Origin of the sequence: Arthrobacter sp. RT-1 (genome assembly GCF_003367205.1) — a bacterium.
GTDB lineage: Bacteria > Actinomycetota > Actinomycetes > Actinomycetales > Micrococcaceae > Arthrobacter.
The window spans coordinates 120,230-146,475 of sequence record NZ_QRGQ01000012.1 but is presented as its reverse complement, the minus strand read 5'-3'; the positions used below and the strand labels follow the sequence as shown (position 1 = coordinate 146,475).

Annotated in this window: 14 protein-coding genes and 2 tRNA genes; 11 read left to right on the top strand and 5 right to left on the bottom strand. The window is 66.5% G+C overall.

What is annotated here, in order from left to right; all coding sequences use genetic code 11:
• Window positions 1-6: 6 nt before the first annotated feature.
• A complete protein-coding gene (locus DXK94_RS11760; RefSeq protein WP_395929253.1) occupies window positions 7-3,270 on the top strand; it encodes an ATP-dependent helicase in 3,264 nt (1,087 codons plus the stop codon).
• Window positions 3,267-6,812, top strand: coding sequence for an ATP-dependent DNA helicase (locus DXK94_RS11755; RefSeq protein WP_115525110.1), 3,546 nt, complete (start codon window positions 3,267-3,269; stop codon window positions 6,810-6,812). Before DXK94_RS11760 ends, DXK94_RS11755 begins: the two co-directional genes overlap by 4 nt.
• A 40-nt stretch (window positions 6,813-6,852) precedes the next feature.
• Here the strand turns inward: DXK94_RS11755 and DXK94_RS11750 are convergent, their stop codons facing one another.
• Window positions 6,853-8,106 carry a macrolide 2'-phosphotransferase gene (locus DXK94_RS11750; protein WP_115525109.1) on the bottom strand — a complete coding sequence of 418 codons (1,254 nt, stop codon included), beginning with the start codon at window positions 8,104-8,106 and terminating at the stop codon, window positions 6,853-6,855.
• A gap of 144 nt (window positions 8,107-8,250) precedes the next feature.
• Between DXK94_RS11750 and nudC the strand changes: the two genes are divergently transcribed.
• The 3 genes from nudC to DXK94_RS11735 are packed head-to-tail and all read left to right on the top strand — an operon-like array spanning window position 8,251 to window position 12,112.
• Window positions 8,251-9,273 (top strand): NAD(+) diphosphatase, encoded by a 1,023-nt coding sequence (gene nudC / locus DXK94_RS11745; RefSeq protein ID WP_115525290.1) that lies wholly within the window; start codon window positions 8,251-8,253, stop codon window positions 9,271-9,273.
• Between the two features lie 56 nt (window positions 9,274-9,329).
• Window positions 9,330-11,465, top strand: coding sequence for an ATP-dependent DNA helicase UvrD2 (locus tag DXK94_RS11740; protein ID WP_115525108.1), 2,136 nt, complete (start codon window positions 9,330-9,332; stop codon window positions 11,463-11,465).
• Window positions 11,462-12,112: a M48 family metallopeptidase gene (locus DXK94_RS11735; RefSeq protein WP_115525107.1), complete on the top strand. Its 651-nt coding sequence runs from the start codon at window positions 11,462-11,464 to the stop codon at window positions 12,110-12,112. The genes DXK94_RS11740 and DXK94_RS11735 overlap by 4 nt, the downstream gene beginning before the upstream one ends.
• 27 nt (window positions 12,113-12,139) lie before the next feature.
• On the opposite strand, the gene DXK94_RS11730 is transcribed toward DXK94_RS11735, so the two are convergent.
• Entirely contained in the window at window positions 12,140-13,579 is a 1,440-nt protein-coding gene (locus DXK94_RS11730) for a zinc-dependent metalloprotease (RefSeq protein ID WP_115525106.1), read from the bottom strand.
• Window positions 13,580-13,715: 136 nt separating this feature from the next.
• On the opposite strand from DXK94_RS11730, the gene DXK94_RS11725 reads away from it, so the two are divergent.
• The 5 genes from DXK94_RS11725 to DXK94_RS11705 all read left to right on the top strand — a co-directional run bounded on the left by DXK94_RS11725 (window position 13,716) and on the right by DXK94_RS11705 (window position 19,586).
• A complete protein-coding gene (locus DXK94_RS11725) occupies window positions 13,716-14,900 on the top strand; it encodes a PDZ domain-containing protein (RefSeq protein ID WP_395929079.1) in 1,185 nt (394 codons plus the stop codon).
• A 166-nt stretch (window positions 14,901-15,066) separates the two neighbouring features.
• Window positions 15,067-18,048, top strand: coding sequence for a UPF0182 family protein (locus tag DXK94_RS11720; RefSeq protein WP_181884815.1), 2,982 nt, complete (start codon window positions 15,067-15,069; stop codon window positions 18,046-18,048).
• A gap of 119 nt (window positions 18,049-18,167) precedes the next feature.
• Window positions 18,168-18,241, top strand: a tRNA-Met gene (locus DXK94_RS11715).
• A gap of 198 nt (window positions 18,242-18,439) precedes the next feature.
• Window positions 18,440-18,513 (top strand) — tRNA-Met (locus tag DXK94_RS11710).
• Window positions 18,514-18,653: 140 nt separating this feature from the next.
• The gene (locus tag DXK94_RS11705; protein WP_079597281.1) at window positions 18,654-19,586 is read left to right on the top strand and encodes a cytochrome b/b6 domain-containing protein; all 933 of its coding nucleotides are present in this window, start codon (window positions 18,654-18,656) and stop codon (window positions 19,584-19,586) included.
• Here DXK94_RS11705 and DXK94_RS11700 read toward each other — a convergent pair.
• The 3 genes from DXK94_RS11700 to DXK94_RS11690 all read right to left on the bottom strand — a co-directional run bounded on the left by DXK94_RS11700 (window position 19,583) and on the right by DXK94_RS11690 (window position 24,065).
• Window positions 19,583-21,019: a deoxyribodipyrimidine photo-lyase gene (locus DXK94_RS11700; RefSeq protein WP_115525105.1), complete on the bottom strand. Its 1,437-nt coding sequence runs from the start codon at window positions 21,017-21,019 to the stop codon at window positions 19,583-19,585. The genes DXK94_RS11705 and DXK94_RS11700 overlap by 4 nt on opposite strands.
• 96 nt (window positions 21,020-21,115) lie before the next feature.
• Window positions 21,116-21,910, bottom strand: coding sequence for a PspA/IM30 family protein (locus tag DXK94_RS11695; RefSeq protein WP_079597279.1), 795 nt, complete (start codon window positions 21,908-21,910; stop codon window positions 21,116-21,118).
• A 109-nt stretch (window positions 21,911-22,019) separates the two neighbouring features.
• Window positions 22,020-24,065, bottom strand: coding sequence for a TPM domain-containing protein (locus DXK94_RS11690; protein ID WP_115525104.1), 2,046 nt, complete (start codon window positions 24,063-24,065; stop codon window positions 22,020-22,022).
• A gap of 286 nt (window positions 24,066-24,351) precedes the next feature.
• Between DXK94_RS11690 and DXK94_RS11685 the strand changes: the two genes are divergently transcribed.
• The gene (locus tag DXK94_RS11685; RefSeq protein ID WP_115525103.1) at window positions 24,352-26,040 is read left to right on the top strand and encodes a S1C family serine protease; all 1,689 of its coding nucleotides are present in this window, start codon (window positions 24,352-24,354) and stop codon (window positions 26,038-26,040) included.
• Window positions 26,041-26,246: the final 206 nt, after the last annotated feature.

Below are 26,246 nucleotides of genomic sequence, written 5' to 3'. Positions count from 1 at the left end.
CACGCCGTGGCTTCGGGCACCGCCAACGCCGTCCAGGACCGGGCCCCTTCGGCGGCCTCCCTGCGCCTGCTGCCGCCGCGCCACCTGCACGCCGCGGCGCCGTCACTGACGTCCGATCAGCAGGCGGCAGTTGATGTTCCCCAGGGGGCCGGGCCCGTGCTGGTCCCCGGGGCGCCGGGGACGGGCAAGACCACGGTCCTGATCGAGGCTGCCGTCAAGCGCGTCCTGCGGGACGGCGTCGATCCCGAACGGATGCTGATTCTGGCGCCGAGCCGTCTGGCGGCGGATTTCCTGCGGGACCGTTTCACAGCCCGGCTGGACAGGAGCCTCAGCACCACGCCGGCGCGGACCTGGGCCTCGTACGCCTTTGACGTGATTCGGCGCGCCAAGGCCGAGGGCGTCATCCCGCTGTCCAGGCCGCCGCGCCTCCTGTCCGGCCCCGAGCAGGACCTCATCATTAAGGAACTCCTGGAAGGCCACCGCCTGCCCGGACTCGAACTGCCCTGGCCCCGCGACCTGGACGGCGCGCTGGAAACCCGGGGGTTCCGCCACGAGGTGCGGCAACTTTTCGACCGGATCATCGAGTCCGGGCGGACTGCGGGGGACCTGGAGCAGCTCGGCCGGGAGTGCGGCAGGCCTGACTGGGTTGCCGCCGCTGCCCTCTACAGCGAGTACCGGGACGTCCTGGACCTGCGGATGCCGGAGGCGTTCGATCCCGCCGGCATCATCACCGCGGCTCGCCAGATCTTCCAGGATGTTCCTGAATTCCTGGCTGCAGAACGCGCACGGCTGCAACTGATCCTGGTGGATGACATCCAGGAGGCAAACCCGGCAGTATTCGAGCTGCTGGCAGATATCGCCGGGGGGCGGGACTGCTTCGTGGCGTTCTCACCTGACACCGTGGTTCAGGGCTTTCGCGGGGCACGGCCGGACCTGGTGGCTGAGCTGCCCCGGCTGCTGTCACCGGAGGCTCTGGTCCTGGAGCGCCCGCTGTCGCATTCCCACCGGCTGGCTCCCGCCTTGGCCGGTGCATGGCTCGACGTTGCCGGGCGGATCTCGCAGCGGGCCGGCGGCCAGCTGGCGCGGCGGCTCCACCATCCGGAGGGAAACGTGCCGCAAGGGTCGGTTGAGGCGCACCTGGTTCCGTCGGCCGTGCACGAGCTGCGCTACGTGGCCCAGCGGATCCTCGACCAGCACATCAACCACGGCCGTAATTTGACGGATATGGCGGTGATTGTGCGCAACGGCGGGCAGGTCAGCGAACTGCAGCGCTACCTTTCCGGGCAGGGGATCCCGGTAAGGGTGCCGGTGGCGGAATCCGCCGTCCGGGACGAGGTTGCCGTTCGCCCGCTCCTGGACGCATTTGCGGTCGCCCTTGACTCCACGCTCTTGACTCCAGAGGCCGCGGTATCCCTCCTCACGTCACGCATCGGTGGTGCCACCTCGATTGAACTGCGCCGCCTCAGGCAGTCGCTGCGCCGGGAAGAGCTTTTGGGCGGCGGCGGGCGCGCCAGCGATTCGCTCCTCGTCGAAGCGCTTCTGCAGCCCGGTGCCCTCGCCACCCTCGGCATCGAGGGGCGCGCCGCCCGCCGCACCGCCCGGATGATCCAGGCCGGCCGGGAAGCAGCGAGCCAGCCAGGCGCCAACGCCGAGTCTGTGCTCTGGGCGCTGTGGAGCGCCACCGGTCTCGCCGACGCCTGGACGGAAACCGCACTGACCGGCGGCCCGCACGGTGCCAGGGCCGACCATGACCTCGACGCGATGATGGCACTGTTCCACACCGCGGAGCGTTACGTGGACCAAATGCCAGGCGCCGGGCCTGAGCAGTTCCTGGAGTACCTGTTGAACCAGGAACTGCCCATGGATACCCTTGCCGCGCGGGCCCAGGTTGACGATGCCGTGGAGCTGATGACCCCCGCCAGCGCAGCCGGACGGGAGTGGCCTGTGGTCATTGTCGCCGGCCTCCAGGAGGGAGTATGGCCCAACACCCGGCTTCGCGGTGAGCTCCTGGGCAGCACCCTCTACGCCGACGCCGTGGAGCATGGTGTCCAGTACGCGCTCCAACGCGATCCCCTGAGCCGGCTCCGCGACATCCGCTACGACGAACTCCGGAGCTTTTCCACCGCGGTGTCACGGTCCCGGGAGCTGCTGATCTGCACCGCCGTCTCATCCGAGGACGACCAGCCCTCGTCGTTCCTTGATTACATCGCCCCCTTGGAGCGGGACCAGGAAAGCAGGGCTTTTACTACGGTGGAACGCCCCATGACGCTGCGGGCCCTCGTTGCCGAACTCCGCCAACATGCACAATTGGACGGAAGCGGGGCGGCACAGGCCCATGAGGCGGCGAGGGTGCTTGCCCATCTCGCGGCCGCCGAGCCGCCGGTTCCCGGTGCCCACCCTGCCAGCTGGTGGGGGCTCGCTCCGCTCACGTCCGACGCACCCGTGGTGCCGCCCGGCGGAAGTGTGTCCGTGTCGCCGTCGAAGGTCGAAACCGTACAAAAGTCGCCGCTGGACTGGTTTGTGCAGGCAGCAGGCGGCGAAGCGGCGACGGACTTTGCCCGCAGTTTGGGAACACTGGTCCATGCCATCGCCCAGGAGATGCCGGATGCGTCCGGCACGGAGTACGTTGCGGAACTGGTCCGCCGCTGGCCCACCTTGGGCATGAAGGACAACTGGGAGGGCAGGCTTGATTTCCAGCGCGCCGAATCGATGGTGCGCAAGCTCGCGCAGTACCTTGTGGTGATGAGGAGCGAGGGTCGCAGCCTCGTGGGAGTGGAACAGGATTTCGAGGTGCCCCTCGGCGAAGTGACGGTGGAGGATGGCCTGCCGCGGGAAGCCATCCTCCGCGGCCAGGTGGACCGCCTGGAGATCGACGGCGAAGGCAGGCTGGTCATCGTGGACCTCAAGACAGGAAAACGGCAGCCGGGCAAAAGTGAGCTGTCCAGGCACCCCCAGCTTGGCGCGTACCAGGCGGCAGTCCTGGCGGGTGGCTTCACGGGCAGCGGAAACAGCCAGGATGCCGGCCTTCCCGGCGGAGCAGTGCTGGCCCAGCTCGGAACAGGCGCGAAAAGCCCGGCAATCCAGCAGCAGGACGCGCTTGATCCGCAGGAAAACTGGGCCCTGGACATGGTGAAGGACGCAGCACAAGTGATGGGTGGCAGTGGGTTTGAAGCACGGCATGATCCGGCTAAGGGAAGCCATGGCGGCCATGGCTGCAAACTTCCCGAAGTGTGCCCGTTGTGCGCGCGCGGAAGGCAAGTGACTGAATGAGCCAGGACCTCCACGTGCTTCAAGACCTCGAATTGCCGCCCGTTGCGGCGCTTCCCGGCGGGCCCTTACAGCCGCCGGAGGTACGGTTCAGCCCCGAGGGGCTGTCCGGGCTGCTCGGCGAAAAGAACGTGCCCACCCCCGAACAGTCCGCCATCATCTCCTCACCGCTGTCTCCGCGGCTGGTCATTGCCGGGGCCGGGTCGGGAAAGACCGCCACCATGGCGGACCGGGTGGTCTGGCTCGTCGCCAACGGCTGGGTCCGGCCCGAAGAAGTCCTCGGGGTGACCTTCACGCGGAAGGCGGCCGGCGAACTGGCGTCCAGGATCCGGGCAAAGCTGGTGGCCCTGCAGCGGCTGGTTTCCGCGGACACCGCAAACAAGGTTTTCCCGAAGGGCCTGCTCAGCAACGACGCACTGGAACCGAAGGTGTCCACATACCACTCATTCGCCAGCGGCATCGTGTCAGACTACGGGCTGCGCCTGGGGGTGGAACGCGATGTTGTCCTCCTCGGCGGCGCGCAGGCGTGGCAGCTCGCCAGCGAGGTCGTGGAAGCATACGACGGCGAGTACGCGCACTTCCGTGCCGCCAAGTCCACCCTGGTGAAGGCAGTCATCCAGCTTGCCGGCGAATGTGCCGAGCACCTCCAGGAGCCGGAGGACGTCGAAGCCTGGCTGATGGCACGGCTCTCGGACTTTGAAGCGCTGCCCTACCTGGCCGACAAGAAAAAGAACCCTCCGCAGGCAGCGGCCGAGCTCGCCGGCATGCTCCGGACCAGGGCCAGCGTGGCGGACATGGTCGGCAGGTATGCGGGGGCCAAGCGGGCCCGCGGCGCGCTTGATTTTGGTGATCTGGTGGCACTTGCAGCCAAAGTCTCCCGGGACGTTCCACTGGCTGCCCAGATGGAGAGGCAGCGCTACAAGGTGGTGCTGCTCGATGAGTTCCAGGACACGTCCCACGCCCAGCTGGTCCTGTTCTCGCGCCTGTTCGGCGGCGGACATGCAGTCACGGCCGTCGGCGACCCCAATCAGTCCATCTACGGCTTCCGCGGGGCCTCAGCTGGTCAGCTGTTCCACTTCGTCCGCGAATTCCCGGTCCGCAACGGGCCGGCGGCAGAGCCCGGAAGCTGGGCACCTGCACCCACGTCCTACCTGACCACCGCCTGGCGGAACGGACGGTCAATCCTGGCGGCGGCCAACGTCATGTCGGATTCTCTCAGTAAGGCCGAGGCCCACCGGGGACCGGCAGGTGGCGGGGGAGCTGCCCGCGCGGAGGTGCCGCCGCTGCAACCCAGCCCGCATGCCGTCCAGGGCGCCGTTGTCCTCGGCCGCTTCGGCAGCGATGCCGAGGAAGCCTCCGCTCTCGCGGACGATGTCCTGAAGTATCAGGTGACGGACTTCGAGCTGAAGCCCGACGGCTCTCCGGTGCCGCCGGCCATCGCCGTCCTGTGCCGCCGGCGGGCACAGATGGAAACCATACGTCGCCAGTTTGAGGCACGCGGCATCGCCTACGAGATCGTGGGCCTGGGCGGCCTCCTGGATACCCCGGAAGTGGTTGACCTCGTTGCCACCCTCCGTGTCCTGGCCGACCCCGGGCGCTCGGACGCGCTCATGCGGCTGCTGGCGGGGGCCAGGTGGCGGATAGGACCCGCTGACCTGATGGCGTTGCGGGACTGGTCCAGCCAGCTGGCACGCAGGCGCGGACATGCCCCGGACAGATCCGGTGACGGGGAGACCGCCGCCGAGCCGGCGGAAGCGGATGCGACGGTCCTCGAGGGAGACCTCACTGACGGCGCGAGCCTGGTGGAGGCGTTGGACTGGCTGCCCCGGGAGGAATGGACATCCTCCAGCGGCAGGTCCCTCAGCGCCGAAGCCCGCAGCCGGCTGCTCCGGCTTTCGGCAGAGTTGCAGCACTTGCGTGGCTACCTAGGGGATAACCTCACAACCCTCCTGGGGGAAGTGGAAAGGGCCATGCTCCTGGATATCGAGGTCGCAGCCCGTCCCGGCGTCAGCATCCACCAGGCCCGCCGCAACCTTGACGCCTTCCAGGACGCCGCGGCGGGGTTCCTTCGGTCGTCACAACGAGTGGACATCCTCGCCTTCCTGGCGTGGCTGGAAGCCGCCGCGACGGAAGAGAACGGCCTTGAGGCGCCTCCCAGCGACGTGAACCGGGAAGCGGTCCAACTCCTTACCGTCCATGCGTCCAAGGGCCTGGAATGGGATGTCGTCTTTGTCCCGGGATTGAACGCCGGCGCGTTTCCCACGGACAAGGACTCCCGCTGGAGCAGCGGGGCGGCGGCATTGCCGTGGCCACTGCGCGGAGACCGTGCGGACCTGCCGCAGTGGGATCTGGACCAACCTGACCAAAAAGGCTGGCTGGACGCCGAGAAAGACTTCAAAGCAGCCGTCCAGACCCACGCGGAATCCGAGGAGCGCCGGCTCGCCTACGTTGCCTACACCAGGGCAAAACATGTCCTGTGGGTGTCCAGCGCGGCGTGGGTCGGTTCCCGGGCGGGACGCGCGGAGATGTCGCCGTTCCTTACCGAACTGGAAGCGCTTCTCAGCACCGATGGCGTATCGCCTGCCCGGGCCACAATCCATCCCCGGTCACTGGAAGAAGCCCAGTTGCCGGAGAACAGCCCGCTCACCGCCGAAACGGAGGTCGCCGGCTGGCCATATGATCCTCTGGAGGGTCCGGTGGACCCCCGGACAGGGGAACGGCTCCGCCTTGCCCGCGGGCGCAGGAACACCATGGAAATGGCCGCTGCCCGCGTGCTTGCCGCCCTCGAGTCCGCTACCGGTGATCTGCAGCCCGCGTTCCCGGCAGCAGGACGCAAACCTGTGCCTGGCGACGCCACGGGGTTGACGGGAACCGCGGCCGGATGGGCCCGGGAAGCGGCCCTGCTGCTGGAACGGCGGGCCCGGAGGTCCAACGGCCAGGACGTCCACCTGCCCAGCCACATTTCCGCTTCAACCCTGGTGGACCTGGGCCAGGACCCGGCAGACGTCCTTGCCCGGCTCCGCCGGCCCGTCCCGCGGGAACCCGGAATGTCAGCGCGGAAGGGAACCGCATTCCACGCCTGGGTGGAGGAATACTTCGGTACAGCCGGCATGCTCGACCTCGGGGAAGCCCCCGGCTCGGACGACCACATCGACGCCGCCTACGACCTCGATTCCATGGTTGCCACTTTCCGGGCATCACCATGGGCTGAGCGGTCACCGGCCTTCGTGGAGGTGCCGGTGGAGACCCGGGTTGGGGAAGTGGTGGTCCGCGGACGCATCGATGCTGTCTTCCAGGACGCTGACGGCCGCTGGGACCTGGTGGACTGGAAGACCGGGCGGCGGCCCTCCGGTGCCCAGCTGAGGGCACGGTCGGTGCAGCTCGCCGTGTACCGGCTGGCCTGGGCACGGCTGAAGAACGTTCCCCTGGACGACGTGCGGGCCGCCTTCTTCTACGTTGCCGACAACGAGGTTGTGCGGCCCCATGACCTCGGGACGGCGGCGCAGCTGGAGGAAATAGTCGCGGCCGCGCTTCGCTCGCCGTGACGGTCAGCCCGGAGGCTTGGGCCGAAAAGCCTGCGTCCCGCTATGTCTGCTTGGCGTTGACGATGGAGATGGCAGCGGTGGAGGTGTCGTCCGAGCCCTTGGCATCGGCGTCGTTGCCGGCGCCGGGCTCCGGCTCAACCGGAATGGGGGTTACGTGCACGGCAGGCTGCACCGGCACGGGAAGGACGCTAACGGCGGGCTCGGCCGGCACGGGAAAAACCGTAACGGCCGGCACCCCGGCCAAGGGACCGCCGTCGGATGGGCCGACCCCGGAAGCGCCCTCGGTGGAACCAGCCACTGCGGAGGATCCCGCCGGCGGCGTTGCGGTCCCCGCGGCAACCGCGGGGGAGGGCAGGGGCTCCACGCTGATGGGCTGCCCGCCGTGCTCTGCGATATCGCTGGCCAGGGTTTCGAGCATGCCTTCAGCCTCGGCAACCATGCCGGGATCTCCGGCGGCGATCCCCTTCACCAGGTACTGGGCCAGGGCGAATTCCGCAGAAAGTGCCGCCCTGCGCAGCAGATGGTTGTCCGGAGTGTCCCGGCGGCTGGCTGTGTAGCCAGCCAGGACCGCGTCCACGAAGTCCTGCTCGTTTGACGCCACCAACCAGGCAAAGTCGTCCGCGGGGTCACCGATGCGAAGATCGGTCCACCCGGTGACGGCCGTGACGCGCTGGCCCTCCACCAGAAGGTTGTCCTCGTGCAGGTCGCCGTGGACCACACAGGGATTGAAGCGCCACAGGGACACGTCCTCAAGGGCGTGTTCCCAGCGCAGCAGCAGGGCCGGCGGAATCTTCCCGGTAGTGGCTGCCTGGTCCAGTTCATTCAGCCGGCGCTGACGGAACTCGTTGGGGGTGTAGCTGGGCAGGTCGGCGTTGCTGACCAAAGCCCGGGGCAGATCATGGATAGCGGCCAGGGCCACCCCGACTTCCCGGGCCAGGGTCTCCGGGCCCGCGGTGAGTTCCTCAACACTGCGGGTGCTGCCGGCAAGGTGCGAGTAGACAAACGTGCTCAGGGTTCCCAGCCGGACGCTGCCGGCCACCGTGGGCATCAGGAAGGGAAGTTCGGCACGGATACCGGGGGCGAAAGCCCGCAGCACCAGGAACTCGGTTTCCAGCCTGGCACTGGCCTCCGCATGCCGCGGCGACCTAACCCGCCAGCGCTTGCCCTCGGAATCCAGGAGCAGGGCTGAGTCGAAGTCCGCGGGATCATCCGGGGCAGAGCTAACGGCCGTTGGGGTCAGTCCGGGGACTGCCGCGGTTGCGACGGCTGCCAGTTCAATCGGTTTTCTTCTCACCGTTCCACGGTAGATTGCCCGCCGTCCAAGACACCGGTCTGACGGCGGCGAGTCTTCAGATACATCCAAATCCGGGTACCCCGGAGGAGGTCCGCGGCCCGCCCGAAAATGGGCATTGTCGGTCCCAGTCAGTACGGTGGACTCATGAGCCATGCGGAGTTTGCCACACCGGTCCATCAGGGGGTGCCGGCACTGTTGCCGGCGAACCACCTCCGGGACACCTTGCTTCCCGTCCCGCCAGCCTTGGTAGACCGGGGATCGGCCGTGCGGGCCAGGCCCGGCATGGTGGAGGAGCTCCTGGCACGGACTGAAACCCTGGCCATTGTCCTTTCCGGCCGGCAGGGACTGGTGCAGGGCAGCGGCCTTTTCACTGCCGGCGCCAAGGCGATGCTGGAGGGCCTGTCAGCGGCCGCGGTGACTCCGGAGCTTGTGGTCTACCTGGGCTCAGCCCTGCCGGGCGCGGACCTTCCTGCCGGCACCGAGCTGCTGCTGTTTGTCCTTCCGGAGGCTGTTAAGCCGGGCACCGCGGGCATCCCCGCCGACGCGGCATGGGCCGGGTTCCGTGATGTGGCGGCCGGCCTGAGCACAACGGACACTGCGTTGTTCGTGGAGGCAAGTGCCATCACCAACTGGCACGCCGGCCACACCCACTGCCCGCGCTGCGGGACGCCCACGCTGGTTGAAGCAGGAGGTTGGGTACGCCGGTGCCCTGCGGATTCGTCGGAACATTATCCGCGTACGGATCCTGCCATCATTGTCACGGTGGTGGGCCCGGATGGCCGGGTGCTGCTGGGCGGCGGCGGTGCTCCCGACGCAAAGAACTACTCAACCCTGGCTGGGTTCGTTGAGCCCGGAGAATCACTGGAGCAGGCAGTGGTGAGGGAAGTCCTTGAGGAAGTGGGGGTGCGTGTCACCGCCTGCCAATACCTCGGTTCGCAGTCCTGGCCCTTCCCCGCCTCCCTTATGCTTGGATTTACCGCCGTCACCGAAGATGCCAAGGCAACGCCCGACGGCGTGGAGGTCACCAGGGCGCGCTGGTTCAGCCGGGAGGAACTCCAGGAGGCCGTGCTCAGCGGTGAGATCACCATTTCCAGCAGGCTCTCCATCGCGCGGGCGCTCATTGAGCACTGGTTCGGCGGGCGGATCGAGGACCGCCCCGCCGCCTGACACCCATATCCACCAGACTCCAAGCATTCGGTAGTCGAGACACAAAAGCAGCAGAAGTGACTACAGAACATATTGACGGAGCAGCCTCGCTCGAGGACCGCATCCTTGGCGGATTGGACGCCGAACAGCGCGAGGTGGCCAGCACCCTGAATGGCCCGCTGTGCGTTCTCGCCGGCGCCGGGACGGGGAAGACCCGCGCCATCACCCACCGTATCGCCTACGGCGTGCATTCCGGCGTCTACTCCCCGCAACGGCTGCTGGCCGTGACGTTTACGGCGCGGGCCGCGGCTGAGATGCGCAGCCGGCTGCGGGACCTCGGGGCCGGCAACGTCCAGGCCCGCACCTTCCACGCTGCCGCCCTCCGCCAGCTCCAGTTCTTTTGGCCGCAGGCTGTTGGCGGCACATTGCCCAACCTTTTGGACCACAAGGCGCAGATGCTCGCCGAGGCGGCCAGGCGCTTGCGGCTCAGTACGGACCGGGCGTCCATCCGGGACCTGGCGTCCGAGATTGAGTGGGCAAAGGTCTCCATGCTGACCCCGGCCAACTACCTGGAAAACGCGCAGGGAAGGGGAACCCCGGGCGGTTTCGACCTCACCGCGGTGGCCCGGGTGTTCCAGGCCTACGAGGACGTCAAGACGGACCGCAACGTCATCGACTTCGAGGACGTGCTGCTGATCACCGTCGGGATCCTCCAGGAGGATGAGAAGGTGGCTGCCACCGTCCGCGAGCAGTACCGGCACTTTGTGGTTGATGAGTACCAGGACGTGTCCCCGCTGCAGCAGCGGCTCCTGGAACTGTGGCTGGGCGGCCGTGACGAACTGTGCGTCGTGGGCGACGCCAGCCAGACCATCTACTCCTTCACCGGCGCGTCGCCCCGGCATCTCCTCGACTTCAAGGCCCGCTATCCTCAGGCCAACGTGGTCAAGCTGATCAGGGACTACCGCTCCACACCGCAGGTGGTGAAGCTGGCGAACGATCTGCTGGCAGGCCGGCGGAGCGGCGGACCGGCCGCCGACGCCGCCTGGGCAACACCCCTGCAGCTTGTGGCACAGCGGCCTGCGGGGCCGGCACCCCACTTCACGGAGTGCTCAGATGACGAAGCGGAGGCCGCTACCGTCGCGCAGAAGATCAAGGTCCTTCTCGACGCCGGCACTCCCGCCAGCGAGGTGGCGATCCTGTTCCGCACCAACGGCCAGTCCGAGGCCTACGAGCAGGCCCTTGCCGCAGCGGGGATCGGGTACCAGCTGCGTGGAGGGGAACGCTTCTTCGCGCGTAAAGAGGTCCGGGACGCCATCCTCCAGCTGAGGGCGGCAACCAGGGCAGTCACGGAGACCGATTCGCCGGAGCCCCTTGGCCAGCTTGTCCGCGATATCGTCTCCTCCCTCGGCTACACGGATTCCGCGCCCCACAGCGGCGGGGCGCTGCGGGAGCGCTGGGAATCCCTGGCGGCACTCGTGGCCCTTGCCGATGAACTCGTGCAGGTCCGGGGCGCACAGTTCGGACTGGCGGATTTCGTCAATGAACTCCAGGAACGTTCACTGGCCCAGCATGCGCCAACTGTCCAGGGGGTGACGCTGGCATCCCTGCACGCCGCCAAGGGCCTGGAGTGGGATGCGGTTTTCCTGGTGGGGCTCAGTGAAGGCCTGATGCCTATCTCCTTCGCCGACTCGCCCGAGTCCGTCGACGAGGAACGCCGGCTCCTGTACGTCGGGATCACCCGGGCGCGCGAGCACCTGTCGCTGTCCTGGAGCACGGCCCGCACGCCCGGCGGCCGCGCCAACCGTAAGCCGTCCCGGTTCCTCGACGGCCTGCGGCCGGACTCCGTGGTGAGCTCACACACGCGCGGCAAAGGCGCGGCACCCCGCCGGAAAGCAGCGGCCCCCGCCATGTGCAGGGTCTGCGGAAGCATGCTCGCAACCGGGGCGGAACGCAAGGTGGGACGCTGCAATGCCTGCCCGCCTACATACGAGGAACAGACCTTTGACGCGCTAAGGAGCTGGCGCCGGGAAGTGGCACTGTCCGCCGAGGTCCCGGCCTTCGTGGTTTTCACAGATGCAACGCTCACAGCCATCGCCGAGGCCCGGCCTGCGTCCTTGGAAGAACTCGCCGGACTTGCCGGGGTGGGCCCCTCCAAGCTGGAAAAGTACGGGGAAGACGTCCTTCGGGTCCTGACGGAAAGCACGTCCCTGTGACCCGGTCTCCGGGGCCGCGGGACCGGCGTGACGGGGCCCCTCGTGCCAGCCTCACCACGGCTGACGGTGCTCCCGTGGAGGTCAGGCGTTCCGCCCGCCGCACGCGCACCGTGGCAGCCTTCTGGGAAAACGGGACCGCCGTTGTTGCCATCCCGGCCCGCTTCACGGCCGCACAGGAAAGCGAGTGGGTGCACCGCATGCTGGCAAAGCTGCAGCGCCAGGGGGAGCGGCGCGCCGCATCAGGCAGGAAACGTCCCGCCTCGGACGCAGCCCTCGCCGCGCACGCCGCGCACCTCTCGGCGCACTACCTGGGCGGACGGGCTGTCCCCACGTCAGTGCGCTGGGTCAGCAACCAAAACTCGCGGTGGGGATCAGCCACCCCGGCGGACGGGACCATCCGCCTCTCGGACAAGCTCCGTCCCATGCCGCAATGGGTCATCGACTACGTGCTGCTCCACGAACTCGCCCACCTCTTGGTGGCCGCACACAACGCCGCTTTCTGGAAGCTGCTGGAGGCCTACCCGGAGACCCAACGCGCCAAGGCGTTTCTTGAAGGCGTCTCCTTCGCCACCGCACGCGGCCTCACGGACAACGGAGGGGGAGGCGGCGTGCCGGAGCAGGAACCCTGGCCGGACGACGCCGACTAAACCCCGCCCCGGCGGCCGCCGCAGGACTCAGCCCTTCGGCTGGTTGTCCCCGCCGTCGTCGTCCTGTGAATCTACGTCCTTGTCCGTCCCCGCATCTTTCCCGGCATCCGTGCCCGGCGCCTCGTCGAAACCGCCGCTGAGCAGTTTCTGCAGGGCATCATCCACTTCGCTGTCGCTGGCTTCGGCCAGTTTGCGGCGCCCGCTGAAGCCCTTGGGATCGTCCAGGTCCTCCGCGGTGGGCAGCAGGTCCGGGTGGTGCCAGATGGCGTCGCGTCCCTCGATGCCGCGCTCTTCCTTCAGGGTGGCCCACAGCGTGGCGGCATCACGCAGCCGCCGGGGACGCAGTTCCAGGCCCACCAGTGAAGCGAAGGCGTGTTCGGCCGGGCCTCCCGTGGCGCGGCGGCGCCGCACGGTTTCGCGCAGCGCACCGGCCGAGGGCAGCATCTTTTCGGTAGCCGAGGCCGTCAGTTCATCCACCCAGCCCTCCACGAGGGCGAGTGCTGTTTCCAGCTTCTCCAGGGCCTGTTCCTGGGCAGGGGTCCGCTGGGGCATAAAGACGCCCTGGGACAGGGCCTCCTGGATCCCTTCGGGGTTGCTCGGGTCCAGGTCCCGGGCCAATTCCTCGATGCGCGAGGTGTCGATGTGGATGCCGCGCGCATAGGCTTCGATAGCGCCGAGCAGGTGCCCCCGCAGCCAGGGAACCTGGACGAAAAGGCGGGCATGGGCCGCTTCGCGAACGGCGAGGAAGAGCCGGATGTCGTTTTCAGGCAGGGACAGGCCCTCGCCGAACGCGGCAACGTTCGCCGGCAGCAGCGCCATTTCAAGGTCGGCAAGGGGCACGCCGATATCCGTGGAACTGACCACGTCGGCGGAGAGGGCACCGATGGCCTGGCCCAGCTGCATGCCGAAGATGGCTCCGCCCATGTTCTGGAGCATGGAGGAAGCGCCGCCCATCATGGACTTCATCTCCTCGGGCATCTGCTCCGTCATGGCGGATGAAAGCGCGTTGGCGATGCTGTTGGCCACGGGTTCCGTCAGCCTTTTCCAGGTGCCCAGGGTGGCCTCGACCCATTCCGCGCGGGACCAGGCCCGGCCGATCAGGCCGGTGGCCGGCAGATCAGTGACTGGGTCCAGCCACAGTTCCGCCAGACGGAGGGCCTCGTCCACGTCACGCGACTGCTGGGAGGTTACCGATGGGTCCGAGCTGCTTGCTGCCACGCGCCGTGCATTGTCGTGCGCCAGCGTCCAGTTGACGGGCCCCTCGGACGGGGCACTCATCATGGCCTGCACCTGGGAGAACATCTGGGCCAGCAGGTTGGGGTCGTTCGGCAGTCCGGCGGCCTTGGCGAGTTCGGCGGGGTCGAAATTTTCCATCCCCTTGCCGCCCATCAGGTTCTGCAGCATCTCGGTCAACGGATCCTTGGGGGTATCGTCGCCGTTGGACGGATTAAGTGGATTGGAGGTCATGATCCCGCCGATCGTCGGTGTGACTGTTGATCAACCTTCACGGTACCCCGGCCATGGTCGGCTGTCTGCCGCACTGCGTTGTCGTTCGCTGTAGGCAAAGAGCTGTCCCTGTCTGCCACCGCGTAGTGTTGGTGGGGTGACTACAACCCGTGGCGGCTACCCCTCCGAGGACCACGCGCCTGAGCTTCCCCACGATGGCTTTTCCTGGGAAAAAGACGCCGGCATAACGGCCGACGGCGGGACCGCACCTGAAGAGGCCGGCACACCGCCGCGGGACCCGCGGGTGTCCACGATGATGCTGGCAGGCATGGCCGCGCTGGGCCTTGGAATCGGCGTCGCCACGATTCCCGTCCCGTATGTTGTGGAATCACCCGGCCCCACGTACAACACGCTGGGGCAAAGCCAGGGAACCCCGGTCATCAAAGTCACCGGCAGGGAATCGTACCCCGCTGCGGGGAACCTCGACCTGACCACCGTGTACGTCGCCGGCGGCCCCAACGGGCCAGTCAGCATTATCGGTGCCTTTTCAGCCTGGCTGGACCGAACCAAGGCCGTCCACCCGGTGGAGCTCCTCTATCCCACCGGGACCACCCGGCAGGAAGCCGAGGAGCAAAGCGCCGTGGCCATGACCACCTCGCAGGAGAACGCCGTGGCCTCGGCACTCAACGAGCTGGACATCCCTTTCGGCCAGCAGCTTCAGGCAGCGGACCTTTCCGAAGGATCGGCGTCGGCGGGCAAGATCCAGCCCGGGGACATCCTGAAATCCATCAACGGTAAGGACATCACCGCGCTGTCCGTCATCCAGGAGGAACTGGCCGCGGGCAACGGTGCCGCCGCCACCGTCGTCCTGGAGCGCGAAGGGCAGCCGGTCACCGAAACCATCACCCCGAAGGACAACGGCCAAGGCCGGTTCATCCTCGGTGTCATGCTCAAGTATCTGTTCACTTTCCCCTTTGACGTGGAGATCTCCCTGGAGAAGGTTGGCGGTCCGTCCGCCGGCCTGATGTTCTCGCTCGGCATTATCGACACCGTCACCCCCGGCGACCTGACCGGCGGCAAGCACATCGCAGGGACCGGCACCATTACCCCGGACGGGGCGGTAGGGCCCATCGGCGGGATCGGGCAGAAGATGCAGGCTGCCCGCGCCGGGGGAGCCACCCTGTTCCTGGCGGCCGCCGCCAACTGCGAGCAGGTGGCAGGGCACATCCCCGACGGCCTGCAGGTGGTACGGGTCGAGAACCTGGCAGAGGCAAGGGCCGCCGTCGAACGCGCCGGCAGCGGCCAGGACACATCCGGCCTGCCGGGCTGCACAAACAACTAGACTGGGCGCAACTAGACTCGACAGGAACTAAGCTTTACCGCCACTCGTGGCAATTATGACGGGCAAAACCAGCCGTTTGACCGGTGGAGTTCGTCGCTCGCACGCACGCTTCGAATATCTGACGACCAGCTATGAGGTACCCAGTTTGTCCCGTCCCGCCAGCACCATGTCCACAGGCAGACCCCCATCACGGCGCGGCGCACTGACGCCCACCCTGATCGTCGTTGCCCTCGTGGTTGTGGGCTTCATCTTCTTCGCCAATGTCTGGACCGATGTCCTCTGGTACCGGCAGCTGGGCTTCATTGAAGTCTTCGTCACCGAGAACCTGGCCAGGATCGGCATCTTCGCGGCCGGATTCGCCTTGATGTTCGCTGCCGTGTTCTTCGCGATCCGCATCGCCTACCAGGCCCGGCCCGTGTACGCTCCGGACTCCGACATCCGCGACAACCTCAACCGGTACCAGGCCCAGCTGGAACCCGTCCGCCGGGTGGTCATGGTGGGCCTGCCGGTCCTCTTCGGGCTCTTCGCAGGCAGCGCAGCCGCAAGCCAGTGGCAAAAAGTCCTGCTGTTCTTCAACCAGGAGGGCTTTGGCAAGAGAGACCCCGAATTCGACATGGACATCAGCTTCTACCTGATGGTCCTGCCGTTCCTTGGGTTCGTCACCGGCTTCCTGATCAGCGTTGTGGTCATCGCGGGCATCGCGGGCATCCTCACGCACTACCTCTACGGCAGCATCCGCTTGATGGAACGCGGCGTGTTCACGAGCCGCGCAGCCCAGATCCACATCGCCGTCACCGGTGCCGCCTTCCTGGTGCTGCTGGGCGTGAACTTCTGGCTGGACCGTTTCTCCGCCGTGCAGAGCAACAATGGCCGCTGGGCCGGTGCCCTTTACACGGACGTCAACGCCGTCATCCCCACCAAGGCCATCCTGGCCGTGGCCGCCGTGCTCGTTGCCATCCTGTTCGTCGTCGCGGCCGTCATCGGACGCTGGCGCCTGCCGGTCATCGGCACCGCCATGCTGGTGATCACCTCCATTCTCGCCGGCGGCGTCTACCCCTGGGTCATCCAGCAGTTCCAGGTGCGGCCCTCCGAGGAAACGCTGGAAAAGGAATTCATCCAGCGCAACATCGACAACACCCGCAGCGCCTACGGCCTGGACACCATCCAGGTGAGCCGCTACGACGCCACCAACACCGCAAGCACCGGCGCCCTCGCGCCGGACGCCCAGACCACCGCGAACATCCGCCTGCTGGACCCGAACCTGATCTCCGACGCGTTCTCCCAACTCGAGCAGTACCGCCCGTACTACCAGTTCCCCGAAGCCCTGAACGTTGACCGCTACGAAGTGGACGGCAAGATCCAGGACACCGTGATCGCGGTCCGCGAGCTGAACCCCACGAACGTTGCCACAAACCAGCAGGGCTGGCTCAACCAGCACGTGGTGTACACGCACGGCTACGGCGTCGTGGCGGCAAAGGGCAACAAGTTCACCGTGGACGGCAAGCCCGAGTTCCTCCAGTCCGGCATCCCCTCCACGGGTGTGCTCGGCGATGATTCAAGCTACGAGCCCCGGATCTACTTCGGCGAATCGTCCCCGGACTACTCGATCGTAGGTGCGCCGGACGGTGCCCCCGCCCGTGAGCAGGACAGGCCGTCCGGCCGAGAGGGCGAAGGGGAAACCCAGTACACGTTCGAAGGCAACGGCGGTCCCAACGTGGGCAGCTTCTTCAACAAGGTCCTGTACTCCATCAAGTTCCAGTCGTCGGACCTGCTGCTCTCGGACGGCGTGAACCCCGAGTCGCAGATCCTGTACGACCGCAACCCCCGCGATCGCGTCGAGAAGGTTGCGCCCTACCTGACGGTTGACGGCAACGCCTACCCGGCAGTGGTGGACGGTCGCGTCAAGTGGATCGTGGACGGCTACACCACCAGCCAGTACTACCCGTACTCGCAGCAGGAACAGCTTTCGGATGCCACCGCGGACTCCCAGACCACGTCAGGCCGGGCGGTTGCCCTGCCCAACAGCACGGTCAACTACATCCGGAACTCGGTTAAGGCCACGGTGGACGCCTATGACGGGTCCGTCACCCTGTACGCCTGGGATGACCAGGACCCGCTGCTGAAGGCCTGGCAGAAGGTGTTCCCCACTTCACTGAAGCCGTATTCGGAGATGTCGGGCGACGTCATGAGTCACGTCCGCTACCCGGAGGACCTGTTCAAGGTCCAGCGCCAGCTTCTGGGTGAGTACCACGTCACCGATCCCTCCAGCTTCTACAAGACCAACGACGCCTGGAGCGTTCCCGCGGATCCCACCGTGGACACGGACGTCAAGCAGCCGCCGTTCTACATGTCGCTGCAGATGCCGGACCAGGACAAACCCGCGTTCCAGCTGACGTCCTCCTTCATTCCGCAGATCGTCAACGGCAACGCACGCAACGTCCTCTACGGCTTCCTGGCAGCGGACTCGGATGCCGGCAACCAGGCAGGCGTCAAGGCCGAAAGCTACGGCAAGCTCCGGCTGCTGCAAATCCCGCCGGAGATCCAGGTTCCCGGCCCGGGCCAGGCGCAGAACAAGTTCAACTCCGATCCCACGGTGTCGCAGGCCCTCAACCTGCTGCGCCAGGGTGCCTCGGACGTATTGAACGGCAACCTGCTGACCCTGCCTGTGGGCGGCGGCATCCTGTACGTCCAGCCGGTCTACCTCAAGTCCACCGGTGAGACGTCGTACCCCACCCTGCAGCGCGTCCTGGTGGCCTTCGGTGACAAGGTGGGCTTCGCGCCCACGCTGGATGAGGCGCTGAAGCAACTCTTCGGCGGTGACTCCGGTGCTGCCGCCGGCGACTCGGACAACAACGGTCAGACCCCGGCTGATCCCGGGGCCCCGGCTGCTCCTCCCGGGGGAGCGGACGCCAAGGCGGACCTGAAGGCGGCACTGGAGGAAGCCAACGCGGCGATCCAGGCAGGGCAGGCAGCACTGGCCGCCGGTGACTTCGCCGCCTACGGCGAGGCCCAGAAGCGGATCCAGGCTGCGCTGCAAAGGGCTGTGGACGCCGAGGCCAAGATCCCGGTAGCAGCCCCGGAGGCCACCCCGGCGCCGGCAGCTACTGCCACGCCTGAAGCTACGCCGTCGCCTTCAGCGAGCAGCTAGATCCGACGACGGCGGCCCGGCACCTGCCCCTTTGCGGGCGGGTGCCGGGCCGGCGTAACGGAGATCACGCCGCTTCGATTTGGCCGGATGTTCACCGGCCGGTAAAGTAGTTCTTGCGACGCGGGGTGGAGCAGTTCGGTAGCTCGCTGGGCTCATAACCCAGAGGTCACAGGTTCAAATCCTGTCCCCGCAACTGGCGAAAGGCCCGGACACTGGAAACAGTGTCCGGGCCTTTCTGCTTAACCCAAAACGAACGTCCCAACCCCAATGCCGATGCCGGATCAGGGGTAGGGGTCAGCGGCCGGAAGGGGTTCCTCCGCGGACCCGTTTCGGCGCCGGAATGCAGGGTGGAAAAACCTGCCGCGAAAATAGGGTAGTGTTGTTTCAGCGACGCGGGGTGGAGCAGTTCGGTAGCTCGCTGGGCTCATAACCCAGAGGTCACAGGTTCAAATCCTGTCCCCGCAACTATGTGAAGACCCCGTCCGGCAGATATGCCGGACGGGGTCTTCTTTTTCCTTGGATACGGGTAGTTCCTAGTATTCTCTTTCGCAGAGCCTCACGCGCAGTGAGTACTGGCCAGTCATTCTCGAGAGGAATGTTGTTCGATGTCCACACCCACGAAGAAGCCCGGCACCGCCGCGGGTAAGCGGTCCCGACTCTACTGGGGGGTGCCCGCCGTCCTCGTGGCGCTGGTCCTGGTGGTACTGCTTGCCAAGTGGCTGATGGGGCTGCCGGCTGTTGCCTCCTTCGTGACGGACTACCCGGGCCACTCGGAGCTTCCCGACAATGCTCCGGTGGGTTTTCCGGCCTGGCTGGCCTGGCAGCACTTCCTGAATGCGTTCTTCCTGCTGCTGATCATCCGCACCGGCTGGCAGGTGCGCACCACCACCCGTCCCAGCGGGCACTGGACCCGCAACAACAAGGGCCTGATCCGGACCAAAAACGCGCCCACCAAGATCAGCCTGGAACTGTGGTTCCACCTGACCCTGGACGCGCTGTGGATCCTCAACGGGCTCGTGTTCGCGGTCCTGCTCTTCGCCACCGGACAGTGGATGCGCATCGTCCCCACGAGCTGGGACGTGTTCCCGAACGCGCTCTCGGCGGCCCTGCAGTATGCGTCGCTCAACTGGCCAACGGAGAACGGCTGGATCAACTACAACGCGCTGCAGCTGCTGGCCTACTTCGTCACGGTTTTCATCGCCGCGCCGCTTGCGTTCATCACCGGCCTCCGCATGTCCTCGGCCTGGCCCAAAAAGGCCGCCGGCCTCAACAAGGCGTTCCCCATCGAATGGGCCCGCGCCGTCCACTTCCCGGTAATGATCTACTTCGTGGCCTTCATCGTGGTGCACGTCTTCCTGGTGCTGGCCACCGGCGCGCTGCGCAACCTCAACCACATGTACGGCGTGCGTGACGACGACGGCTGGTTCGGCTTCTGGGTCTTCGTCGCCTCGGTCGTGGTCATGGTGGCGGCCTGGTTCCTTGCCCGTCCGATCTTCCTGCGGCCCATTGCTTCCCTGATGGGCAAGGTCAGCCGCTAACCCGCCTGGGAATCCTTAAGCCTCTGGTAAGCCTCCAGGGCGCGCTCCCTCGATTCGGGCAATTCAACGAGGGGGGCCGGGTACTCCGGCACACCGGCCTTCCATGGTTCATGAATGGCCTTGGCGTCAAGGCCGGCGAGCTCAGGGACGAACTCACGGAGGTAAGCCCCGGCGGCGTCGAATTTCCTGCTTTGCGTTACCGGGTTGAAGATCCGGTAGTAGGGCGAGGCATCGGCGCCCGACCCTGCCACCCATTGCCAGTTGGCAGGGTTGCTGGCGGCATCTGCGTCCACCAGGGTGTCCCAGAACCATTCCTCCCCGATGCGCCAGTCAGCCAGCAGGTTCTTGACCAGGAACGAGGCAGCGGCCATCCGGACGCGGTTGTGCATCCAGCCGGTCTGCCAGAGCTGGCGCATGCCGGCGTCCACGAGCGGATAGCCCGTGCGCCCCTGCTGCCACGCCTGCAGTTCCTCCTTGCCGAGGGACTGCCACTCAAACCGGTCGAACTCGGCCCGGTAGTTGCGGGTGGCAAGGTGCGGGTTCGCATACAGCAGGTGCCAGCAGAACTCCCGCCAGCCAAGTTCCGAACGGAAAATCCCGACGTCGGCCGGCACCTTGTGCGGGAACCGCCGGCGTATTTCCCGCCACACCCGGAAGGGACTCACTTCGCCGAACCTCAGGTGCGGCGAGAGCCGGCTGGTCCCTTCGGCACCGGGAATGTTCCGCCCCGTGCCGTAGTCTTCGGCTGGTCCGGCAAGGAAGTCCTCCAGCCGGTGCAGCGCGCCGTCTTCACCGGGCTCCCAAGTGGCAGCCAGGCCGCCGCTCCAATCGGGGGAGGAGGGCAGCAGCTGCCAGCTGTCCAGGTCGTCGCCCTGCGGCAGGCGGCCCTTCGGAGCGGCAGGTGACGGCAGGCTGCGGGGAGGCTCCAGGGGGTCGCGGACTTCATGGCCCGCCAGGCAGGTACGCCAGAACGGCGTAAACACCTTGTACGGTCCACCGGCACCTGTGCGCACCGTCCATGGCTCGAACAGCAGGTTTGCTTGGTAGCTCGATGCTTCCAGCCCGTTGTCCGCTGCCCAGGCCTTTACGGCGGCGTCTACGGTGCGCTCCGGAAGGCCGTAGCGCCGGTTCCAGAAAAAATGGCCAGCGCCGGTTTCAGACGCCAGTTCCCTGATCGTGTCTGCCGCGGGCCCGCGGCGGAGAAGCAGGCGCGAGCCCTTGGCTTCAAGCGATCCGGACAGCGCCGCCAGGGAATGGTGCAGCCACCAGCGTGCCGCCCCTCCCAGAGCACGGATTCCCTCGGACTCCTCGTCCAGGATGTACACCACCGTCAGGGGGAGCCCGAGTGCGGCAGCCTCAGACAACGCAGGGTTGTCGTCCAAACGAAGATCGTCACGCAGCCACACCAGGGACGTCACATCGGAAGAAGCCATGCCACCACGCTACACACCTGCGGCATGGGTAAGGGCCGGAGCTTCCGGCCCCGGCCCTTACCCAACGCCCTTCACGAGGGCTGCTTCTACTATCCGTCAGAGCTTGTCGTAGTCGATTTCAGTCGTGGTGGATTCATCGGAGTTGGCAGAGCCGGCTGCGCCGATGGCAGGCTTTGAGGCGCCGCCCGACTTCAACGCTGCCAGGCGGGCTTCAATCTCCACCTGCTCACCAAGGTCCTCGAGCTGGTTGAACTGCGCATCGAGGCTTGACGCCGCCAGTTCCTGCTGCCCACGGACCTTCGCCTCTTCGCGGCGGATCTTCTCCTCGAAGCGGCCCACCTCGCTGGTGGGGTCCATGATGTCAATGCTCTTGATGGCGTCGTGGACCTGCGACTGCGCAGCCGCGGTCTTGGAGCGGGCCACCAGTTCGTTGCGCTTGCTGGTCAGCTGGTTGAGCTTGCCCTTCATCTGGTCCAGGCCGGTCTTCAGCTTGTCCACTACTTCCCGCTGGGAGGCGATGCTCGGCTCGGCGCCCTTGGCCTCATTTTCGGCGGCCATTTGCCGCTGCAGGGCAACCTTGGCGAGATTGTCGAACTTTTCGGCGTCGGTCACATTGCCGTTGGCACGGTATTCATCGGCTTTACGGGAAGCGGCAAGTGCCTTGTTTCCCCAGTCGCGCGAGTTCTTGACATCCTCGTTGTAGTCGTCCTCGAGCATGCGGAGGTTGCCGATGGTCTGCGCGACGGCGGACTCCGCTTCGGCGATGTTGTTGGTGTAGTCCCGGACCATCTGGTCCAGCATCTTCTGCGGGTCCTCAGCGTTGTCCAGCAAGGAGTTGATGTTTGCCTTTGCCAGCTGTGCGACACGGCCGAAAATGGACTGCTTAACCATGGTGTTACCTTTCGTCCTGCTCTGTGATGACCACTGAAATCCGTGAACAGTGGGTGTACTGCGCCCGTGGCGCCCGGCGGTTCACGCGGGCGCCTTGGTCCTACTGGTACTAGAAGTCGCCGCCGCCTCCGGAGTCTCCGCCCCAGCCGCCCATGTCGCCGCCGAAGCCTCCCGAGTCACCGCCCCAGCCTCCGCCGTCGCTGTGGCCGCCGCCCCAGCCCCCGCCGCCGCCTCCGTTAAGGATGGAGTTAATGAGGATGCCGCCCAGGATGGCGCCGCCGAGGCCGCCACCTCCACCGCCGCCGAACATGCCGCCCCGGCCGTAGCCCTGGTTGGCGTAGCCGTCGAAGTGGTCCACGTCAGCCTGTGCCAGCTGGGCCGCCTGCGCAGCGAGCGCGTGAGCCTGTTGGGCGTAGGTCAATGCAGTGACCGGATCGGTCCGGGCAATGGACAGCGCATAGTCGAGGTTCCGCTGCGACTCTGCCAGCCGGGTGCGCGCCTCGGTGCCCACGCCGCCGCGCCGGGCGGTGATGTAATCGGACGTTGCACTGATCTGGGCCTGGGCAGACATGATGGTCTGCTGGAGCGATGCCTGCGCACGGCGCGCCTGCTCCTGCTGGTCCCGGATGCCGGTCAGCGCCTGGTCGAGGGACTGATGGGCGGTCTCAACGCGCTGGAGGGTGGCGATCGGATCGATCTTTCCGCCCTGCATCTCCGCTTTCACCTGCCCCAGTGCCGCTTCCACACCTGCCACCGGACCGGCCAGCTCGGGGTGGGCGCCGGACTGGATTATTGCCCTTGCCTGGGCAAGGTCCTGCGAGGTGTCAGCCACTGCTGCCTCGAGGCTGTTCCTCGCTTCGTCCAGATTGGACGAGACCTTGGAGATGGCGTCCAGGAGGACGTTGGTCTGGTGCAGGCTTTCCTCTGCTGCCCGGACGGCCACGGCTGCCAGGCTGCCTTCACCCTCGCCCAGCTTTTGCTGTGCGGTGGCGGTGGCGTTCTGGACGAAGGCCAAGCGTTCCTTGGCCTGCAGGATGTTGTCGGAGACCTGGGTCAGGGCGCTCTCGGCGTACTTGGCGCGCAGGGTGCCGAGGGACTGCTCCGCACTTGCAATTTTTGCATCTGCTTCACGGGCTCCTGCATTGACGGCTGCGAGTGCCTGCGGGGCGTTCTTCTCGAGCTCCCGCAGGGAATCGAAATCGGCCTTCTGTTCCTGCAGGGATGCCAGGGCGGCTTCCGAACGGCGGATGATCTCGCCAAGCCATGTGCGCTGCTGCTCTTCAGTGTCGGGAATGTGGTCGTCCAACTGCTGCTGCAGCTTGAACGATTCCGTCATGTGGCCCTTGGCTTCGTCCAGCGCCTTGGTGAAGTTGCCAACGGCGGAATCACCGTACTGTGCCTGCGCGAACATCAGTTCCTGCTCGCTGGACTTGATGGCGTCGTCAGCTTCGATCAGCAGGGAGCCGCTCTTGCGGCGCAGTTCCTCAACGCTGAGCGAGGCCAGCGGATCGAGCTCGGCGCCCTGCGGCCCATAGCTGCCGGTCGCTGCCTGGCCGGCGGCTTTCTTGCGCTTGTTGCGGAAGTACAGGTAAGCGCCTGCGCCACCGGCCGCCACAACGCCGGTGCCAACGAGGACGGCAGTGCCGGCCCCATTACCGGAGGGGAGGTTGCCGCTTCCACCCCCGGCTGCGTCGCCAATTGCCTCAGCGGCATTCACGGCTGCCTGGGCGTAGTCGCCGTTAGCCAGCTGAGGGCCAATAGCGCTGCTCTTGATGTTTTCGATCTGGGCCGCGGTGATCTTGCTTCCACCCTTATTCAGGATGTACTGCCTGGTGTCGGTAGCAACGGCAAGGATCAATGCGTTGGGTCCCAGGCCGGCCTTCTTGGCTACCTCGTCCGTCCACGCTTCACGGTCAGTTGGATTTTCGAACTTTTTGACGGTGACCACGTGGAGCACGGTGGCGTGATCGGTGCCCAGCTTTTTGATGGCGGCCTCGACCTCGGACTTGTCACCGCCAAGGACGCCTGCGGAGTCGACGATCTTTGTCGCTGGATCCAGTGTCACCGGGTCCTCTGCCCAGGCCGCGCCGGCGGGTACCGCCAGCAGGCCGGTGAGGCCGATGACGGCGAGTATACGTTTGAACTTTGACCGCATGTGCAACCCTTCAGCACGCCTGACACCGATTCGGGACGAATCAGTCGTCTCAGAATCCAGCAGCGCCCCCACGCTTGGTGTGAAGCCGCAGGTCGCTGTGGCAATTCATCTTGATTCTATGGTGCACCCCACAGCCCGTCCATCGGCGGGAATATGCCACCAGCGAAACGCATGCGGGGGCGGCGCACAGGGGAAAAAGGGCCATCAGGAAGCTCTCAGCAAACATCCGAGCTTGTTCCAGCCAATGAGTTCATAGTTAATGCAGACCAGGATGAAAGGAAGTCCCATGACTGAGAACCACACTCCCGGACAGGGCGCCGAGGATAACCGTCCGGGCAACCGGAATCCGTGGCAGCAGCACCCGCAGCCGGGGGAGGGTTCCGCGGAGGCTCAGCATGCGGAAGCCCGCGGTGCGGAGGACGCGGCAAGCCAACGCCTGGCAGCAGGTGACCAGCCCGACGGCGGACACGTCCCGGCTCCTCAGCAGTACCCCACGGAAAGGCTGGACCAGCCGCAGCGGGCGAACCCCACGCAGGAACTCCCCGGAGCTCCCCGCCCCGACTATCCCCAGCGCCAGCCTTTCTACGGCCAGTCCGGGTACTACGGGCAGGGTCAGCAGCATACGCAGCAGTACCCCCAGCACAGTCCCCAGGGCCAGCTGCACAACGGCCATCAGGACATCGGCCAACACAGCGGCCACCAGGCCCAGGGTGCGCATGAATTCCAGGGCGGAGCGGTGGGCCTCGCGCCGAATCCCAAGGATGCCCCGCGGCGGAAAGCCAGCTTCGGCGTCGGCACGCTGGTGGCCAGCATCCTCGCCGCCGGCCTGGTGGGCGGCGGCGTGGCCACGGTGGGCTCCGCTGAATGGTTCGGTACCTCCGGAACCCCGGCCAGCACCAGCAGCAACGCCCAGCCCGGCACCGTCATCGTCAACAACCAGGACTCGGTCAACGAGATCACCGCAGCAGCAGTGAAGGCTTCACCCAGCGTGGTAACCATCAGTGCTTCCACCGGCAGTGCGGGCGGCACCGGTTCGGGCATCGTGCTGGACGACCAGGGACACATCCTCACCAACACCCACGTGGTCACCCTCGATGGCCAGACGGCGAATGCGAACCTTGAGGTCCGCTCAAGTGACGGCCGGGTCATCCCCGCGAAGCTGGTGGGTACGGATCCGTTGTCGGACCTCGCCGTGATCAAGGTGGACGCAGGCTCGGGCCTCACCCCGGCCACCCTTGGCGATTCCGGGAAGCTGAACGTGGGAGACACTGCCATCGCCATCGGCTCTCCGCTGGGTCTCACCGGAACCGTCACCGACGGAATCGTCTCCACCCTCAACAGGACCATCAGTGTTGCGTCGGCAGCTGCCCCTGAAGAGGGGGACAACGCGGAGGGCGACGACGAGGGCGGCTTCCAGTTCGCGCCTCCGGGCGGTGGACAGAGCCAGCAGACTGCAGAACAGGGCCAAATATCCATCAACGTCATCCAGACGGACGCAGCCATCAACCCGGGCAACTCAGGCGGCGCCCTGGTCAACAGCAACGGTGAGATTATCGGCGTCAACGTGGCCATCGCGTCGGCGGGCTCAAGCGCATCCTCCACGAGCGGAAACATCGGCGTCGGCTTCAGCATCCCCATCAACCACGCCAAGCGGGTTGCCCGGGAAATCATCGAGACCGGCAAGGCTTCCCACGGGCAGCTGGGTGTCAGCGTCAAGCCGAAGGGCACGAGCGCGTCCTCAGAGTTCTCTGTAGGCGCGGACGTCGCCACCGTGGAACCGGACTCGGCAGCCGCCAAGGCAGGTATCAGGGTGGGTGACGTGATCACGAGGTTCAACGACCTTGCAGTCGGTGAACCTGAGCAACTGACCGCGGCTGTGCGTGAGCAGCCCGGCGGTTCCAAAGTGAAGATCACCGTACTGCGCAACGGCCAGGAACAGACGTTCGACGTCACGCTGGGCACCGCAGCGGGCTAAGTGCCGTACGGCGCCAACCGCAGCAGCAGTACGACGGCGGCGTCCCACCTTCGGGCGGGGGCGTCGCCGTCGTTGTTTCCACCTCATGGGGCAGGCGGGCACCCGCGTCAAGGGAGTGCTGACACAGGCGTTAACGGAAGAGGGCGCAGGGGAGGGCCTATATGGTTAGCTAGGAGCTACCCGTATGCCGGGCATTCCGCGGCCAC

Bases quoted from the DNA above. Each gene is read 5' to 3' on its own strand.
- DXK94_RS11690 (WP_115525104.1), bottom strand. From the start codon at position 24,065: ATGCGGTCAAAGTTCAAACGTATACTCGCCGTCATCGGCCTCACCGGC.
- DXK94_RS11730 (WP_115525106.1), bottom strand. From the start codon at position 13,579: ATGACCTCCAATCCACTTAATCCGTCCAACGGCGACGATACCCCCAAG.
- DXK94_RS11695 (WP_079597279.1), bottom strand. From the start codon at position 21,910: ATGGTTAAGCAGTCCATTTTCGGCCGTGTCGCACAGCTGGCAAAGGCA.
- DXK94_RS11705 (WP_079597281.1), top strand. From the start codon at position 18,654: ATGTCCACACCCACGAAGAAGCCCGGCACCGCCGCGGGTAAGCGGTCC.
- DXK94_RS11700 (WP_115525105.1), bottom strand. From the start codon at position 21,019: ATGGCTTCTTCCGATGTGACGTCCCTGGTGTGGCTGCGTGACGATCTT.
- DXK94_RS11755 (WP_115525110.1), top strand. From the start codon at position 3,267: ATGAGCCAGGACCTCCACGTGCTTCAAGACCTCGAATTGCCGCCCGTT.
- DXK94_RS11720 (WP_181884815.1), top strand. From the start codon at position 15,067: ATGTCCACAGGCAGACCCCCATCACGGCGCGGCGCACTGACGCCCACC.
- DXK94_RS11685 (WP_115525103.1), top strand. From the start codon at position 24,352: ATGACTGAGAACCACACTCCCGGACAGGGCGCCGAGGATAACCGTCCG.
- nudC (WP_115525290.1), top strand. From the start codon at position 8,251: ATGAGCCATGCGGAGTTTGCCACACCGGTCCATCAGGGGGTGCCGGCA.